Origin of the sequence: Bacteroides thetaiotaomicron VPI-5482, from assembly GCF_000011065.1 — a bacterium.
In the GTDB taxonomy this organism is placed as follows: domain Bacteria; phylum Bacteroidota; class Bacteroidia; order Bacteroidales; family Bacteroidaceae; genus Bacteroides; species Bacteroides thetaiotaomicron.
Genome location: NC_004663.1, coordinates 5,433,355 through 5,452,056 on the forward strand (window position 1 = coordinate 5,433,355; position 18,702 = coordinate 5,452,056).

General features: G+C 45.3%; 12 protein-coding genes and 1 pseudogene. 6 read left to right on the forward strand and 7 right to left on the reverse strand.

The window, feature by feature from the left end:
• The first annotated feature begins 18 nt into the window (after positions 1-18).
• The 6 genes from BT_RS20885 (at position 19) to BT_RS20910 (ending at position 6,244) form a co-directional block, all read left to right on the forward strand.
• Positions 19-1,188 carry a MalY/PatB family protein gene (locus BT_RS20885; RefSeq protein WP_011109125.1) on the forward strand — a complete coding sequence of 390 codons (1,170 nt, stop codon included), beginning with the start codon at positions 19-21 and terminating at the stop codon, positions 1,186-1,188.
• 139 nt (positions 1,189-1,327) lie between these two features.
• Positions 1,328-2,419 (forward strand): metallophosphoesterase, encoded by a 1,092-nt coding sequence (locus BT_RS20890; protein WP_011109126.1) that lies wholly within the window; start codon positions 1,328-1,330, stop codon positions 2,417-2,419.
• An 87-nt stretch (positions 2,420-2,506) separates the two neighbouring features.
• Complete coding sequence (locus BT_RS20895) at positions 2,507-2,821, forward strand: nucleotidyltransferase family protein (RefSeq protein WP_008764355.1); 315 nt, start codon at positions 2,507-2,509, stop codon at positions 2,819-2,821.
• A 466-nt stretch (positions 2,822-3,287) separates the two neighbouring features.
• Positions 3,288-3,620: a hypothetical protein gene (locus BT_RS20900; protein WP_011109127.1), complete on the forward strand. Its 333-nt coding sequence runs from the start codon at positions 3,288-3,290 to the stop codon at positions 3,618-3,620.
• An 819-nt stretch (positions 3,621-4,439) separates the two neighbouring features.
• The gene (locus BT_RS20905) at positions 4,440-5,567 is read left to right on the forward strand and encodes a GyrI-like domain-containing protein (RefSeq protein WP_011109128.1); all 1,128 of its coding nucleotides are present in this window, start codon (positions 4,440-4,442) and stop codon (positions 5,565-5,567) included.
• The gene (locus BT_RS20910; RefSeq protein WP_011109129.1) at positions 5,564-6,244 is read left to right on the forward strand and encodes an epoxyqueuosine reductase; all 681 of its coding nucleotides are present in this window, start codon (positions 5,564-5,566) and stop codon (positions 6,242-6,244) included. Before BT_RS20905 ends, BT_RS20910 begins: the two co-directional genes overlap by 4 nt.
• 138 nt (positions 6,245-6,382) lie before the next feature.
• On the opposite strand, the gene BT_RS20915 is transcribed toward BT_RS20910, so the two are convergent.
• From BT_RS20915 to BT_RS20945, 7 genes and pseudogenes are all read right to left on the reverse strand, one after another.
• Complete coding sequence (locus BT_RS20915) at positions 6,383-7,705, reverse strand: IS4-like element ISBthe3 family transposase (protein WP_008766443.1); 1,323 nt, start codon at positions 7,703-7,705, stop codon at positions 6,383-6,385.
• 331 nt (positions 7,706-8,036) lie between these two features.
• Positions 8,037-10,811 carry an alpha-L-rhamnosidase gene (locus BT_RS20920; protein WP_011109131.1) on the reverse strand — a complete coding sequence of 925 codons (2,775 nt, stop codon included), beginning with the start codon at positions 10,809-10,811 and terminating at the stop codon, positions 8,037-8,039.
• Positions 10,811-12,214 (reverse strand): rhamnogalacturonidase, encoded by a 1,404-nt coding sequence (locus tag BT_RS20925; RefSeq protein ID WP_011109132.1) that lies wholly within the window; start codon positions 12,212-12,214, stop codon positions 10,811-10,813. Before BT_RS20925 ends, BT_RS20920 begins: the two co-directional genes overlap by 1 nt.
• Positions 12,215-12,303: 89 nt before the next feature.
• Positions 12,304-12,894 (reverse strand): DUF4450 domain-containing protein, encoded by a 591-nt coding sequence (locus BT_RS20930; protein ID WP_011109133.1) that lies wholly within the window; start codon positions 12,892-12,894, stop codon positions 12,304-12,306.
• Positions 12,845-14,364, reverse strand: a pseudogene (locus BT_RS20935) (glycoside hydrolase family 28 protein). Before BT_RS20935 ends, BT_RS20930 begins: the two are co-directional and overlap by 50 nt.
• 24 nt (positions 14,365-14,388) lie before the next feature.
• Complete coding sequence (locus BT_RS20940; RefSeq protein WP_011109136.1) at positions 14,389-15,627, reverse strand: rhamnogalacturonan acetylesterase; 1,239 nt, start codon at positions 15,625-15,627, stop codon at positions 14,389-14,391.
• Between the two features lie 17 nt (positions 15,628-15,644).
• On the reverse strand, positions 15,645-18,521 hold the full coding sequence (locus BT_RS20945) for an exo-beta-1,4-galactosidase (RefSeq protein ID WP_011109137.1): 2,877 nt from the start codon (positions 18,519-18,521) through the stop codon (positions 15,645-15,647).
• Positions 18,522-18,702: the final 181 nt, after the last annotated feature.

The window sequence follows — 18,702 nt, forward strand, 5'->3', positions numbered from 1 at the left end:
ATAAAAACCTCATGCAGTATGAACTATAATTTTGATGAAATAATAAACCGTAATGGTACGGACTCCGTAAAATGGGATGCCGTAGAACGCCGTTGGGGGCGTAATGACTTGATTCCGATGTGGGTGGCTGATATGGATTTCCGCACAGCCCCTTTTGTAATCGACGCCTTGAAGAAACGTCTGGACCATGAAGTGCTGGGCTATACATTTGCCTGCAAAGAATGGGCCGAATCCATTATCAACTGGCTGAAAGAACGGCATGGCTGGGAGATTCGCGAGGATATGCTGACGTTTACTCCCGGCATTGTCCGCGGACTGGCATTTGCTATCCATTGTTTCACGGAGAAAGGGGATAAGGTGATGGTCATGCCTCCTGTATACCATCCTTTCTTTCTCGTGACGCAGAAGAACGAACGTGAAGTGGTGTACAGTCCGCTGGTATTGAAAGACGGACAATATCATATTGATTTCGACCGTTTCCGCAAAGATGTGCAGGGATGCAAGCTGCTTATTCTGAGCAATCCCCATAATCCGGGCGGACGTGTATGGACCAAAGAAGAACTGTCGCAGATCGCTGACATCTGCTATGAGAACGGTACATTAGTAATCTCTGACGAGATTCATGCCGACTTGACCCTGCCTCCTTACAAGCATCCTACTTTTGCTTTGATTTCTGAGAAAGCACGGATGAACTCCCTTGTCTTTATGTCTCCGAGCAAAGCGTTCAATATGCCCGGACTGGCAAGTTCGTATGCAATCATTGAGAATGACGAACTTCGTCATCAGTTCCAGGTATATATGGAAGCGAGCGAGTTCTCCGAAGGACACTTATTCGCTTATCTCAGCGTAGCGGCAGCCTACAGTCATGGTACTGAATGGCTGGATCAGGTCGTTGCCTATATCAAAGGAAATATTGACTTCACGGAAAGTTATCTGAAAGAGCGGATTCCTGCCATCAGAATGATTCGTCCGCAAGCATCCTACCTAATCTTTTTAGACTGTCGTGAGCTGGGGTTAAATCAGGAGGAACTGAATCGCCTGTTTGTAGAAGATGCCCACTTGGCTTTGAATGAAGGAACGACGTTCGGCAAAGAAGGTGAAGGGTTTATGCGGTTGAATGTTGCCTGTCCGCGTGCTACGCTGGAGAAGGCTTTGAGGCAATTGGAACAAGCTGTCAACAATAGGTAGAAGTATTGTCGAATGCTTTACACAAATCCGGTAACATAATACCTGTTTTTTATTCTTCACAAAGATATACAGACACTCACTACCTGACAACGGAAAAGGGCGATAATATATTTGATAACCATTTTAATTTATAACGATTATGCGAATATTCTTCCTGATATTTCTGCTTGCTTATGTAGGTGGCAATGTTTATATCTTTATCCGTACATTACAGATGCTTTCCGGCTTCTCGCTGGCTATGAAGATTCTGTTGTCTGTCATCTATTGGCTGGTAGCTTTCTCGTTGGTGATAGCTATGCTGACCCGTCATATAGATATGCCTGTCATCCTGTCGAAATCCATGTTTCACATCGGTTCGGTATGGCTGGTATTTACACTGTACATGATTTTTGCTTTGTTGATAGCAGATGTGACGAAGATATTTGTGCCGTCACTAAATCACGGTTTCTATTATGCGCTGGGAGCGACTTGCTGTCTGCTTCTGTACGGTTATTATAACTACCGTCATCCGCAGGTCAATAAGATTGATGTCTCCCTTGATAAGCCGATAGAAGGTAACGGAATCAATATCGTAGCCGTGAGTGACGTCCATTTAGGGTATGGTACGGGAAAAGCCATGCTGAAAGAATATGTAGATATGATAAATGCGCAGCATCCCGACCTTATACTGATCGGTGGAGATTTGATAGATAATAGTCTTACCCCATTATATAAGGAGAATATGGCGGAAGAACTGGCACAACTGAAAGCTCCCTTGGGCATTTATATGGTTCCGGGAAATCATGAATACATCAGCGGTATTGATGAAAGCGTCCGCTTCTTGAAAGATACTCCCATACAACTATTGCGTGATTCCGTAGTAACATTGCCTAACGGTGTGCAGATCATCGGACGTGACGACCGTTCCAACCGTTCTCGTCATTCCCTGCCTACCTTATTAAAGCAAGCGGATCGTAGTAAACCTATCATTCTTTTAGATCATCAACCCTACAACCTGGCTAAAACAGATTCTTTGGGAATAGACCTGCAATTCAGCGGACATACGCATCATGGACAGATATGGCCTATAAGTTGGGTAACAGACAGAATATATGAACAGAGTCACGGCTATCGCAAATGGAGCCAATCACATATCTATGTTTCCAGCGGATTATCTCTTTGGGGGCCTCCTTTCAGAATAGGAACAAACAGCGATATGGCGGTATTTCATCTGAATCAGATGGCGAAATAGTGAGAATATAATAAAAAGCGTTCTTGGGTGTGTTGAGAATTGAAAAGAATCGAGTATATTTGCATATAATCAATAGATTAAGAAGTTATGAGACGAACAGAAGTGATCGAACAAATCAAGGACATTATCCGTCATGTTGCTCCTACCGCTAAGACCATATTATATGGTTCTCAAGCGAGGAATGAGGCACGCAGTGACAGTGATATTGATTTACTCATCTTGCTTGATGGAGAGAAAATAACTTTGAAAGAGGAAGAGGCGATTACTTTACCCCTTTACGAACTTGAACTGAAAACCGGTATATCTATCAGTCCGATGGTTATGCTGAAAAAACTTTGGGAAAACCGTCCGTTCAAAACACCTTTTTATATTAATGTCACTAATGAAGGAATCGTATTATGAAAGATATTTTAGACGATGAATTACTAAAAGAATAAATTAGACTATTCAGACTCTGTAACTCTTTTCTCTTCTTAACTTGTTATATGTTTATCGATCTGATTATTGAAACGGAACAAACAGCGATATGGCGGTATTTCGTCTGAATCAGATGGCGAAATAGTACACACCAAAGTATCAATATCAGAAAATATAACTATATTTGTGGCGTATCTCCGCAAAGGAGCTACGCTTTTTTTATTTTGGAGATAGCGTTTTTATTATCTGCTCTCATAAATCTGGTAAATTTAGTATTCGCAGATAATAAGTAACCGGTCTCCACGTCTTTGTTGTATATAAGTTTGTTATATACCTCATGGGCGTGGAGCTATTACTTATTATTCGAATACGGGCTTACCAGAGCCTTTGAGAGGGTAATGTAGTAATAGTTTCCACGCCTTTTTTCTTTGGGGCATACGGGAACACACAAATGAAAAAACAGAAAATTATGGATGATCCTACTTGTTCCTACCCCTGCCTGATGAAGCTTGATTTACAGGACTCCACCGACAAACTTGCCTTTCTTAAAGACAATTGGCCTAGCTTTGGACAAATTGAAAGCATTGATAAACTATCAAAACATGAACTTAAATGTACTCTCTGCTTCCTTGATGTCCTCATTGATGAGTTCGTAGATGATGAATATGTTTGTTCAAGTCGTGTTATGACTCGTTTGGTGTTGACACGCATATATGTTCAGAATACTATGGAAATCATGGCATTAAAAGAATTACGATTGGAACTAGAGAAGTCGGATGGTTGAGAATAGGTTGATTCTGGATTTTCTCCACAGTGATTTAATAGCAGTTTTGCTCTCACGCTCTAACAATTCGCTTGTATCCCTTTATTCATCGTAGTTTTGGCTATGATAGCAGGCGTGGTGGCAAGTATGAGAGCAAGCGGTTGCTCTCACTCTGTCAAATCGTGTTAGTAAGTGTTTATTCAATGCTATCTTTTGATTTGTAGGATGTTAATGGTTGATTTGTCAACTATTAACGATTGACATCTCAGGTATTAATAATTGAGAAATCAGGTATTAATACCTGATAAATGATGTATTATTGAACAATAGATGATTTAGTGCTACTTGAAAGAACAGGTGAATCGGAACAGTTGATACGGTTAAGTCAATCAGATCGTGCGGTCAAGTAATCCCAATCGACAGTAGTTTCAGATAGTTTCAAGCGTCTGAAACTTTTGTTTCAAGGCTTGGAACTAATGGTTTCAATGCTTGAAACTAGAGTTCCAAGCGCTTGAAACTATCTGAAACAACCGTGATTTTGAATTGGAAATTGCAGTTTGCATGAGAAGAATCAGGATGGAATTGACAACATAGATACAAGACAGGTATGAGAGCAAACGTTTGCTCTCATACCTGCTACCACACTTGCTACCATACCTGAAACAACGATGAATAAAGGGATACAGGCAAATTGTTAGAGCATGAGAGCAAAAACGCATTCAAATTACATGGGGGAGATGTGTAGAACCAATAAAAAGCAAATTAAAGCGAAAGAAGGCTATTTCTGGTAACTTTTTGCATAACATATTGGTTAACTTTGCACTCAATAATAAAAAACTTATGAACATCAATTCTGAAACAAAATATTGCCAGACTTGCGGGATACCTTTGGATATTGATTATACCAATCTGAAGGCGGACCAAAATGAGGAATATTGTGATTACTGTCTGAAAAATGGAGTTAAACTGTATGACTTCTCAATGGATTATCTTATCTACCTTTGGGGACTTTTTCCCGAAGAATACTATAAAGAGGTCGGCATACGCCATACTTCGTCGGAGTTGAGAGAAATTATGTCCAGACGGTTACCTGAAATTAAAAGATGGAAGCAAAAAATTAATACCGCTCACATACAATATGAATTGGTGATCAGAGTTCAAGAATATATCAATTGTCATTTATTTGATGACCTTGATTCTGAAAAGTTATCCCAAATTGTATGCATTTCCAAGTATCATTTCCGCCGACTTTTTAAAGCTGTTTGCGGTGATAGCCTTGGGAATTACATCCAACGATTAAGATTGGAGTACATTGCTTTTAAGTTAATATCCACCAATGTAAGTGTCTCCGAAATTCTTAGTCAAATCAATTATCAGAATAAACATACTCTTTCAAGGGCATTCAAAAACTATTTTAATTGCTCTATACCTGAATTTCGTAAAAGACATTCAAATGCCTGTTCTGAAGGTAAGAATCCAATACAGATTGAACCAAGTATTGAAAGAGTGCCTCATACACGGATTGCATATTTAAAATTAGAGAGAACACATCATGTCAGCCATAGTTTTTCAGTTTTATGGAAACAGGTGCTACAATTTTCTGAAAGCTATGGATTATTATCAAAAGGATGTAAATATGTAAGCCTGACTCTTGATTATCCTTTTATCACGCTTGAAGAACAAAGTCGTTTTATGGTTGGAGTAACATTACCACAATCATTTAAAATTCCGAAGGGGTTCGGTGTTTATGAAGTTCCTGCGGGTGAATATGCTATATTTCGTTTTAAAGGACTATATCATGAACTGAATAGGGTATATCGTTATATTTATCTTGATTGGCTACCTGCAAATGATTATAGCTTGCGAGAACCATTTACTTTTGAGACTTATATCAATACACCCGAAAAAACTCCGGTTTCGGAACTAATCACAGATATTTATATCCCTGTCAAAAAGAAAGAAATATGAATAAAGAAGTAGAGAATGAATTGAAAAAGTCAAGGGTAGATTTTGTTCATTTCGTAGATATATCCAAGTTGACCAATAAGCAGAATAGAGGTTTGCCATGTGCTATATTAATAGGAATCGCAATAAATCCGAAGTTTGTAAAAGATGTATTTAATAATCCTGATTATAAACCTGTTCTTGAAGATGAGTATGTAAAAACTGAAAATAGAGTGGGAGAAGTAACAGACGAGTTAGCTGAATTTCTTGTCAGCAAAGGGTATAAAGCTCTTTCACAATCTGATGCGGGACTTTTGGCAGAAGGTGTGTTTAATTTTGAAACGAAGGAGTCGGTTTTACCTCACAAAACAGTAGCGCAACTTAGTGGATTAGGATGGATTGGGAAAAACAATCTGTTTATTACTCCTGAATATGGTGCAGCGCAATGTCTTGGTACTGTTTTAACTGATGCACCGTTAGAAACTGTACCGTATGCCCCTATTTCCCCGAAGTGTGGTAATTGTAATATTTGTAGGGATATATGCGAAAGAAAAGTATTGAAAGGAACCACCTGGAATATAACAATCTCAAGAGATGATATAATTGATGTATATGGATGCAGTACCTGTTTGAAATGTCTTGTGCATTGTCCTTGGACGCAGAAATACGTAAACTTTAAAAGCAGGCTTTTACAGCCATAGAAGAACTAGCCTGACTATTTCATTTATAGATTAAAATAACAAGTATAGATTAAAATAACAGGCTGAAAAGAGGCTGACTAAAAAGTCGGTTCTATCACAACTCTCCTCCTTCGGGAAGCTACCCTTTATACACAAGTCTTAGCTGATTAACTCATACAGTTCAAACTGTGTATAAAATCTATCCAGTCCATTCTTAAAGGTAATATATCCTGGAATGGACTGGCTCTTGTATGCACTCCATGCTCCTAACCTTGCAATAATCCATGCTGCCCATGCCATTGATTCTTTTTTATATGGATTTTGCTGTATTTTTGTATTTCCCTCACTCTTTTTTCCTACTATATGTAATAATGCTATTTCTTTGCTTGTAAAGTAGATTTCTGAAGAGAGTTTTTCATCTTCTTTATCAAAAGAAAGTTTGAGTACCATCACCTGCAGGGCTGCCTGCAAGGAAATTAAGATTAGTTTTTGTAATGCCGAAACTGTTTCCAACTGTGCGTCCTCAATCATGAATCCCTTTCTTTTGAGCACTCTGAACAACTCTTCAATCAGCCATCTACAACGATACCAACCGATACATTCAATTGCTTGTTCTACAGTCTCCACCACATGTGTAGTTAGCAGTCTCCATTCAATAGGGCTCTCATTTACCGGTGTACTGGAAGATTTTTCTTTAACATGTATGCAATAAAGACTAACAGGGGGACTGCCCTTTGCCGGACCGTTAACAGGAGCGCACAAGGTGACTCTTTCAAAGCGAAGTTCCATGCACGCTACCCGTTTCTTACGTCCGCTTCCCGGGAGCACTTCAAAGCTATACTCTGCCCGTAGAACAGCCTGCTCCATTAATGTATTCAGATGGACAGAACAGTCTGGATCATCCAACCGGCAATTCCTTTCATGAACAGAACGTATCAGCAAGTGAACATTATCAGTAGGGATACGGCTGAAAAGCTCGAAAATGTCCGCTTCACGGTCACCGATGATCGTTTTAACTGCATCCCGGGGCATTTGCTCACTGGCAGCCATTCCACTTTCTATCCAACGATATGACTCTTTTTCTTCTATAGGCTGATATCTGTAATTACGTTCTTCACGACTTAAAGCAGCCGGTGAGCGATTCCACTGCTTAACCGAAGAAAAGCCTATAGGAATATGACTGGAGGCATCCACTACCAAGACAGGATGCAAAAAAGTACCACATTGCTTTTGACCGACAATGCCGGGACTGGCTGTTTTTTTCTTCATTCGCTCAACATGAGCCTCATAGTTTATCTCCGAGGTATCTTGAATACACAGTAAATGCTGACGACCGGAAGCATTCTTACAGCAAGTGTGTATCAGACCTGATAAGATAGCATCAGAGCTGACTGAGGAATTGTTCAAAAATCTATAAGCACCCATCTTTTCTTTATGTTCCTTACTAAATTGATTCACTATAGCACTTTGATGGACAACCATCTGAGAGCAAATTAAGTTTAAACGCCGCAAAAGCCGAGGATCACGAATTTGATCTGTCTCTAATAACATCAAGCAAAGATAAAAAAAATAATATATACTTGTGTATAAAGGGTAGCTTCGGGAAGGAGGAGTACCCGTAGGGGGAGGTGGTAGGTAAACACGCAATGCTTTTATTCATAGCAAATTAGATACAACCTTATTTTACCTACCACCCCGCCCTATGGGCACCCCTCCTTCCCGAAGGAGGGGAATTGGAGATACTACTGACTTTTTAGTCAGGCCCGAACTATATTGCCTTATCTTGAACTGAAAGTAGATTTAAATAATAACTTTAGTGTGTCTTGAAAGATAAATAATCTACCGGAATCAGCCGGACCTCGCTATTTAATCCCGAAGGCATGGGAGCCCAGTGACCATAGTTGGCTGGACGATAATTCAGATCGACAATATTGATCTCTTTAAATTTGCGCCACTGCACTCCCTGCCTGTCCAGTTCAGATATCCGGTTGGCAGGGAGGTTAGTGACTTCTATCTCGATGTGGTTTTTTCCTGATTTCAGCAGATGACCTACTCGTAGCTGGTAAGGTACTGCCCATGCGCAGCCCGCTTCCTGCCCGTTGATCCGGACACGGGCACTTTCGCGTACGTCTCCCAAGTCGAGTACCCAGTCATCGGCTTGCAGAGCGGGCAATTCGATATCCAATGAATAAACACCGCTGCCCATGTTAATCTTGGCTGCCGGATGGTCGATGCCTGTCCATGAGCAAGGGCGGTCGATGTCAAACGTACCCTTTATCTTCGGTTCGCTTTCGGCGAAGTGTAGTTTCCAGCCATGATCCAGGCTGAGGCTGAACGGTTGTTCCTGAATATATTTCCAGGGGCGGGCAGCTTGCAGCGGCTGTTGATAAGTCTGCAAAATCACCGATTCGCCGGATTTCAGTTGGAGGTAGACTTGTGTCTGTTCTCCGGCCTGGCGTACCTTTGCTTCTCCGCATTCGCCTGTCATGGGATTGAAGAGGGCGGCAGCTTTGGCTTTGGTTCCCAGTGTCACCCAATCATTCACTCCTTTATCTTGGAGAGAAGAGATAAAGTAATGGTGCCCGCTATCGTTCACTCTGCGGATGGCTTGCAGTCCGAACTTGGTTTTCATTTCTTCCTGAGGAATATTACAACTTGCCAAAGTACGTGCATAATCCGTACCTGTAATAATCTTACCTTTGCCTACCGGAGTAACCGTTGTTTCGGAGAATGAAACGGAAGGTAACTTTTGCAGCGTCTGCTGATAAGTCTTGCGCTTCTGTTCCAGTTGACCGTATCCCGGTACGTCCGTCGGATAGTTTTCGAGGAATACGATCGTGGCTCCCTGTTGTGCCAGTTTCAGCAGATGAGCCAGAACGTCATTCGGCATTAAATGGGCGGCGGGTACGACCAGTGCTTTGTAACCGGTTCCGCCGGAAGTGATTAACTGCCCGTCTTTGAAACGGGTGCTGCGGATAAAGTTGTCCGAGATATAGTCTCCGTCATATCCGCTGTTATTGATACGGTGGATGGCATCTATAAATTTCGGGGCGAGCTTGGCCATGTGATGAATGCTGAATAGCAGCAAACGTCCCGGTTGCTCATCCCACATATCATAGACAGGCAGATAAATAAGGAAATCATTATCCGGTTTACCCATTTGCAGGAAACTCTGGCAACGGGTGATATAATCGAAGAACGAAGGGGCATCGTGCCAGATACTGTTCGTCGGGTTCATATTGATAGAGGCGTAAAACAACCATCCCGGCCATTCGGCTTCTTTCGGCGAATAAGGAGTGCCGTGAAAGAACATATGATTAATGCCGGAGACGAACATCAGGTCCATATCCGGTTTGCATTGCGATAAAGAAGTGCGGAAATGCTCCGTCAGCCAGGTAAATGTTTCGGTAGAAGTATAAGGTTTCCCGGCGATATGGGCGGCAGAAGAGGCATATTTCAGCATCGACAAGTCTGAATCATTCTTTTTGGTTAATGAATCCTGACGTAATCCTTTGATATGAAATTGGGACAAACCGAATCCTTCACATTCGGGGATGTCTACGGCTGCGTAGACATCGATCAGGTTGGCAGGCGATCCGTGTGCCTGATTACGGGTGATGCTGCCATTCTTGTGTGCCCAGTCCGTCCATTGGCGGGTGAAGTTCTCCAGCAATAAGTCGGAGATCGTCTCCCGATAGTCGGATACGATGCGGCGGCTGATTTCCGGACGGTTTTCATCCAGAAACTCCGGAAAATGTTCTTCCAGTTTATATCCCCGTCTGCGGGCGAACTGATCCAGAAAGTCTTCTGTCCAGTCTGCCTGATAGACTTCGTAAGAGTCGTTGAAGAATGTATGCGGATAACTCGTCTTACTACTTTTGAAAGCACGGTTAAATCGGGAGAGATAGTTCTTGACGGCAGTCTTGGAAAGATGGTTCATTACGTATCCTTCCCCTCCGGGGGCGGCACGTTTCACTTTCTGACGTGTCTTGCTGTTATACAGCGCTATCACTTTCCATTTTCCGGCAGGGGCTTTCCATACCAGTTTGTCTTTCCTGACATGGGAAGTAAGGTTGATGCAGCGTCCGTTTTCGTCGTATGCCATTACGCGGCTTAAGACAGAATAAGGTTGTTGCTTCTTGTCTGTCACATTGATATCTTGCACGATTTCCTGGCCTCCTTCTATATCATAAGTCTGGAAGATGGCTTTGCTTGCCGCGTCTTCGATGCTGACTTCCGGTCCTCCGAAGGGCCATCCCGTTCCGGTGTTCATATCGATCTCGATGCCGGTGCGTTTTCCTTCCGCCTGTGTGTGTTTGAGGACTTCCATCCAGCGGGGAGAAAGGAACTGAATATCGTTGGCGTCATTGCCCTGTACACCATAGATGGGAGTGATTTCTACGGCGCCCATGCCGGCACGTGCGTATTCTTCCAGATTGTAAGTCAGGTTCTTTTCATCGACAGCGCTTCCCAGCCACCACCATCTGGTGCCGGGACGGGCTTCTGCCGGAGCATCCGGCCACTGTTGCGCTTGTATGCTTCCACCTGCTGCGAGCATACAGAGGAGTATCAGTTGTTTCTTGTTCATTATTCTTGGGGTGTATGATAGTATTCAATGTTTTCTGCGTCGTCGGTCACAAAGAGCGGACGTCCGTCCGGCTGTGCAAAGTGGAAACGGACACCGTCGAAAGTTATGTTCTTTGCGTGGCGGATATAAAATCCTTTGGCGGGAATCGTACCGAACATCCAGGGTTCGGGATATACTTTCTCCTGTTCGGGTGGAGTGCGCTTGCCGTCTTCTTCGCTGTATCCACCTTTATAATATATATGAATGTTGCGGAAAGTAACATCTTCGATAGATGCACCGGGCACGCCGCTGATAATGGAAGAATACCGGCTGTCGGCGTTCCACACATTGATGTCGCTGATCAGAATACGCTTCATGGTGCCTATGGGTGTCCCTTCCGGACTGCGCATGCGCGCACCCAGGCGAAGGAAGATAGGAGCGTTGACGATATTCCTCATGGTGATATTGCTGATAACGATGTCTTCCAGATGGCCGCCGTCTACGGTTTCGAGCGCCAGTCCCCGACAATGTTCGAAGATACAGTTGGTGAGGACGATGTTGCGGAAGCCTCCGCTGCTTTCCGTTCCGAGCTTGATGCGTCCGGTACGGTATCCATGGTCGGGGGCCTGTGGTTCGTCGAGTTGCCAGCTGCCGTCCAGTACGCTTCCCTTGTCGAAGCCGCTGACGTAGCAGTCGCTGATGGTAACGTTCTCTGTATCTTTGAAACGTCCCAGCGCATAGGAGGCTTTCAGAACGATGGCGTCATCCCACGGGGAGTTGACCGTGCATTGGCTGATGCGTACGTTGCGGCAGCAGTCAATGTCGAATCCGTCACGGTTGGTATCTACTTTCAGATTAAGCAGGGTGAGGTGCTCTACACCGGTGGCAAGCAGGGCGAAGTGTCCGCAATGGAGCATGGAGAAGTCTTTCAACGTGACGTTCCGGCAATCCTTGAGGCTGATCGCTTTGTTGCCTACACCCGGCAGGCGGCTTTCTTCGCGGGTCAGTCCTTTGCCGTAGATCAGTCCCGGACCGCTGATGGTGATGTTTTCCAGACCGATTCCCCAGATCAGGGAGTTCTTCCAGTGGCTGTGCCCGAAGTCCTGGTATTTATTATGCTCATTAGGTTCCGCCGAGTCGTATCCTTCGTCCTTTCCCGGAAAGGCGGCGATGATGCGTGCGCCTTGTTCCAGATAGAGATGGATGTTACTTTTCAGCCGGATGGAATAACAGGCATATTCTCCGGCAGGCAGGTATACGGTACCTCCACCTTCTTGTGCGGCAGCTTCGATGGCACGGTTGATGGCGGGAGAATCAATCGTCTTTCCGTCTGCTTTTGCTCCGAAATCTCTGACGTTATAGATTGCTGCCTGCATAAACAGGCAACCGGCCAGTAGGCTGAGTAGTAGATATATTCTTTTCATCTTTGTATGGATTTAAGCTAAATGATAATCAATAGTATCTTAAATCTCCTCCTTCCCGAAGGAGGAGAATGGAGATACTACTGTTTTATTCATTTTTTACTATGTTTAGATTCATCAATCTTTGCAAAAAGATCCGGCAACATAAAATAATTATAATCTGCTCGTGCATTTTGCTCGTAGAAACAGAAATAAAGTTTACTGTTTGCTGCGAGCGGGCAGCGCCCTGCGAGGACAGGACGGTCTGTTCGTTTCCCCGATTCATAAAGCAAGAGGGGAGTCTTGTCCTGACGGCCGTTACTCAAACGGATATCGTCAGTGGGAGTGACCGCCTGCAAGGTGCGGAGTTTCATACTTTCACCATAATAACAGGTGAAGGCTTGCCCTTCTACACTGAACACGTTTATATCCATGTCCGGCTGACAGTTTCCGAAGCTCCAGAATAAGGTATCGGCCTGCTGCAAGGAGGTGACCGCTACTTCGAGAATAAAGCCGCGGGTATCCGGCAGGGCTTTCCACCGGAAAGCGATTCCTTTCACTTTTTCCTGAGGAGCCAGCCAATGACTGTCGGTTCCTTTCGATATACCCAGACGGAAAGTTCCGGCGGGAGGAGTCAGTTGCTGCGCCTGTACGTTAATGAGGCAGATTGCCAGCAGTACGACGGTCAGTAGTTGTTTTAACATAGTCGAAGTGGATATTACTTTGTTCATTTTCCTTTAATACAATAGCATCTTTGTCTTTGACGTCCAATGTTATTTCCGATAGATTAAAGTTTCTCGTATAGCAGATTTTCCCCGGTTTATTGGTCTGCGCTTCGATGCCGTAAAGATAGAAGTTTTCCAGACGCAATGTATCATTCCAGCCCGAAGCGGAGATAAATTCATCTACATTTTCCGCTTTTACCTGTGAGAGGTATATGTCACGGAATCGCGGATACCCTTTTTCGGGTGGTTCTACCGGAGTCAGCATCACTTTCCAGTGCTCCGGAATCTCCTTGCCTTCATATTCTTTGGGCAAAGTGCTGTAGCTGTAACTTGGATTCCAGTTTAAGTCTGCCGCCAATACCTGACGGACATTTTCTGCGCTGACACGGGTCATGTAGATATTCTCAATGGGTCCCCCACGTTCATGGCACTTTTCAGTCGCAGCACGGTATACGTGCCGACAGCTTTAAGATCATAGCCTAATACATTGCGGATGCTGCCGGAAGTTTCGCTGCCGCAGGTAATCAGTCCTGCTCCTTTGCGGGCTGTGCAGTTGCGCACTACCACATTCTCTGTCGGACGGTTCACACGTAGTCCGTCCGCGTCCCGTCCCGATTTGATACAAATATTGTCGTCGTTGCAGTCTACGTCACAGTTCTCGATCAGTATGTTGCAGGAGGAGTCGATGTCGATGCCGTCCGTGCTTGGACCGTGGCCGCCGATGTTATTGTTGATAGTCAGTCCGTCTATGGTGCAATAGTCGGAATAGAGAATCTGACATCCCCAGAATCCCGTGCGCATCAGGGTGAAACCGCTCAGTGTGATGTCCGAACTGCGTTCGACGAGGATTCCCCGTACACGTTTGCAGTCGTAATCCACTATCCAGCGTAACCCTCTGGCTTCGTATTCTTTCCTCATTTCCCAGTATTTATCCCAGAAGACTTTTCCACGGCAGTCCAGTGTACCTTCTCCGCTGATGGCGGCGTTCTTCTCGTCGACAATGTTGATCACTGCTGCCGGCCATGTCATCTCTATCCCTGCTATACGCGAACGAAATTCGGGATAATGGTGGATGTCGGGGCTGGCAAGCAGAGTTACCCCTTTGCCAATCTGCAGGTTTACACCGCTTTTGACAAATAAGGCTCCTGTCTGGTAATACCCCGGTTGCAGGACCACCGTTCCTCCGCCGGAGACAGCGCAACTGTCGATTGCTTTCTGAATGGCCTCTGTGCTGAGTACGGTACTGTCTGCTACTGCGCCAAAGGAATTGGCGGATATAATCATCTTGTCTCCGGGAAGTTGGCGGCTGCCTACGCTGTCTGCCCACGATAAATCCGGTTGCTGAGGTACCTGCCCCCATTCGAAGCTGTTGCCGGCTTGTTTGGCAGGAGTGCACGCTATCATCAACGAGCCTGCCAGAAGTAGGGGAAGGAGGTTTTTAATTCTCATATAGTCTTTTAGTATAGGATTCTTTTAATTTCCATCCGGTTTCTCTATTTCCGTGAACGGTGAATCGTTCCAGTGGAAAGTATTCACATCGTCCGGATGTGCGGGATTGTATGCCGGGTCTATTTTCAGATGCTTCGCCAGTTCGGGAACGGCTTTCTTCATCCCTTCGATGACGCATTGGGCGATCTGATAGGCACCGTAAGGATTAAAGTGCGTATTATCTGCAAAATTCCTGGTCTGTCCCGGATACGTTCCTGCCGGATAGTGGACGAAAGCACGTTTGGAAGTGTCCGGTCCCAGCGCCTCGTACAGGGTACGTGTCATTTCATTGAGATCGATCAGGGGAACATTCTCTTTGGCTGCCAGCCAGCGCATCGCTTCCGGATAGTCTTCGTGTGTGTCGCGGATATGTCCGTTGGCGTCGAAACTACGACGTTGGGTAGGAGTGACAAGCACCGGATGCGCTCCGCGTGCACGCGCTTCGTCAATGAATGTTTTCAGACTGGTCATGAAGGAGTAGTAAGCTCCTTTGCCCGGCCCTTTCTGCTTTTGGTCGTTGTGACCGAACTCCATAAAGAGATAGTCTCCTTTTTTGATCTGGCTTAAAGCCTTCGCCAGTCGTTTGGCTCCGATAAAGGTATTTGCCGATTCGCCGGATTCGGCATAATTGGCGATACAGACATCGGTGCCGAAGAAGTGAGGAATCATTTGTCCCCAGCTGGCCCAAGGCTCGTTGTCCTGATCGACTACCGTACTGTTGCCGCACAGGAATACGGTAATTACAGACGGGTCGGCAGGCTCGATACTGATGCTCTGACATAGGGGAGCGTCACCGTTGAATTCCAGTGTCAGTTTGTCGTCCCAGTTCAGTTTCGTCTTTTCACGGGGTTTGATGCGTACCGATTCTTTGTCGGATATGCGTGGATTCCGTTTGTTGATGATAAATGTCTCCTCTGTGAACTGCCCTTTTCTGGTGGGCAGATTATCGACAAAGAGACGGCGTGATTCGCCTCGTACGGTAGTTACACCTGCCTGCTTCTTGCTTCCGAGGCGTACGGTTACTTTGTAGTTACCGTCCGGCACACGGACAGAAAAGAAGAAAGGTGCTTTGCTCCCTTTTTCGGGAGTGGGTGCAAGGTCATATCCGTATCCTGTTTCCTCGCTGTAGCGGGGGGCGTCTGCCAGTTGGAATGTGCGGGCTTGTTCCTGAGCGCTGATAGCTGTTGCTGTCAGGAGCAGAAGTCCGAGAAATGTTGTTTTCATATCAGTCGTTAATAAGTTTAATTAATTTTCGGTTTTAGTTCGTCGGGTGAATCTTTGGTATAGGATTTCACGTCTCCCGCCACTTTGGTGAATAGTTCCTGAATCAGTTCCGGAGCGATATTCGCTGTCGGGCGGAAAGCATCGGAGTTCATATAGTCAAGGATGGCTTTATGCATCTGGCGGGCAACGACCCGTTTTTCCGGTTTCGAAGTGATGTCCATGCTGGTCATCATCAATTTGCCGTTCAGTACGTTGGCTTCGAACAACATTCCGATTTTCCGGTTGATAAACCAGGTGTCTATGCTCTGGATGGTCGGTTGGAATTCGGCCGGGAAACCGGTGAACTGCATAACCTGTGCTTTGTTCAGCAGTTCCCACCATTGCAGGTTGCTGTGATATTCGGTCGGGAATTCACGGAAAAGCGGATGATATTCATTGAGGAAGATGCCTGTGGTGTGAGGCGGACGCATCTTGAACCAGGAAGTATTCCAGAAGACAGGAGTGAAGTATTGTTTCACTTCCTTGCCATACTGGATTTTTCCGGCTGCCGTGATCAGTACGTTTCCTCCTTCTTGCAGGATGGAGATTGCCTTTGCGTCCAGTGTATCGGTGGTGTAAACATTGCCCTGAGCCAGTTCTACCTGTGCGGGATATACCCAGAAGTCCCAGTCATTGACGGCATCGCTGCCTTCGATACGAATTTCCATATTCAGCTTCTGCGGTCTAGTGATTCCGCTTAGCTTCATGTCTACACTTCCCAGCGGACAAAGATTTCCGACTGGTATATTCTGAGTGCCTACAGTGCCGTGAGCGTATACTTTGCCATATTCATCCTTGATGCTGTATACCGTTTTGGCTCCCTGCAGAGGGGCTGCTCCGAAATGGGAAACTTCGATGTCGGCATGGAAAGTCTCGTCGTTGGTATATACGAATTTAGGAATACGTGCCAGCGGGACGGTCGGGCTACAGAAACGTCTGAACTCATCTGCGTTGATATAGCCTTTTTCTTCAAAGAAGACATCCAGAAGACCTACTAATGCAGTTCCCTGACCGGAATAGTCGTTCAGTGCCAGCAACTGGAATCCTGCATAGTCGGGTGTACGTAATGTCTTTTCGATTTCGTGTTTGTAGCAGATTGCCTGAAGTTTGCCCGAAGCCATCATAAAGTCGTGCCCCATGCTGCCCATGTGATTATCATTCAGAATATCACGGAAGATTTCAAAGTTCTTGGCCTTGTTTACTCCGGTGTATTTGCGTATCTCGCTGAAATTCGGGAATGCACACCATTGTCCCGTCTCATGAGAGACGTACGGTTGCTTCACGGAATCGATCTTGGCGCGGTAGTCGGACATGCTTTCCGGTTGCGAGCCTGCCCAGCTAAGTCCGCGTGCACCGGCTTTCACATGATATTGATTGTGGGGCTGCCATTGCCAGCTGCCTCCTACGGAAGCTCCTGTATATACATGGCGGGGGTCGGTCGCTTTCCAGTAATCAACGAATTTGCTTACCCAAGGTACCCAGCGGCCCGAAGGTTCGTTGCCGCAAGCCAGCATGCAGTAAGAGGCGTAATTGCCGTATTCTTTGGTCAGAGCGATGGTTTCGTCCATCAGATATTTGTCAATCGGCTGCCCGTTGCCCAGTCTCGGACCGTGATTAGGCCAGCTGGGACCTTCGGGTTGCAGATAAAAACCAACGAGATCGGCAGCGATGAAGGCTGCTTCCGGTGGACAGAAAGAGTGGAAACGCATATGGTTTAATCCGTAGTTGCGGCAGATGCGGAAGACCCGTTCCCAGGAAGCTACGTCCATCGGTGCATAACCTGTAAGCGGGAAATCGCAGTTTTCCACTGTACCCCGGAGCATTGTCTTGCGTCCGTTGACGTAGAACCATTTGCCTTCTATCTTGAAATCACGCATACCGAACTGTACCTGTTTCTTTTCGGACTGCTTGCCGCTGTTCAGCGTGGCTGTCAGTTTGTAGAGTGCCGGATTGAACTCATCCCATGTCAGGAAGTCTTTTCCCATCGGTAGTTCCATTTCTACCCGGTTATCTCCTGCCTGAATACGGAAGGTCTGTTGAACAGGGAGGACGTTGTGGCGGGTATCCGTATTAAAGCTTTCGGCAGAAAGTGTTATTTCTCCTTTGGCAGAAGAAGAGGATTTTACATTCATGCGTACCAGCGCTTTCCCATGGCTCAGATCAGGATATACCTGTATATCGTCGAAATAGACTTTGGGAGTCGTCTGCAGTTCGATTTTACCTACGATTCCGTTCCAGTTGCCCTGTGTCTGGTCGGTGATGCTATGTGAATCCGGACCGACATTGATCTCTTTAATCCGGTTGTCAACCCGAATAGTGATCCGGCACGGCTTGCCGGAAGTGACGGCCGAGGTCAGGTCATATACATGAGGAACACAAAGGCTGTTTTGCATACCGATTTCTTTCGTGTTTACCCATACGGTCGTTTCAATATGCGGGCGTTCCAGAAAAAGGAGAATCCTTTCCCCTTTCCAGTCGGATGGGATTGTCACTTTCTTTTGATACCAGGCGACACCTACATAGTGCTTGTCGGGAGTCAGGAAGAAAGGTAATTTGACTTGCCCTTCTATCCGGTATTTCTCCATGTAAGGATTGAAATAGTAAGAACTGTCATATAAACTTCCTGTCCATTGGGTACGTGCAGTAACATTGTCCCCTTTCAGCTTTTCGGGCATGGAACCGGGTAAGTTGATAGACTCGTCGAGCGATTTATTGAACCATTGTTCTTTTATCCCCGCATCTTCCCGGTCTATCTGGAAATCCCATTTTCCGGATAGGCTGAAAGAATGGTTTTGCCCTGTTGCGGTCAGTACAGAGGCGAATACAATGGCAATACTTACTAAAAGTTGTTTCATGATATGTAGAATTGATATGTTTTCCACTACGTTTAAAAATCTGCTGCTAAAGTAGAGCTTTTGAGTAATCTATAAAATAGAAAGATGTACAGATACATAGAATATTGTATCAAAAACGGCTTTTATGGCGGTTGGTGTACGAAACTACATGAATATGATAATATCTCCATCATCATTCATT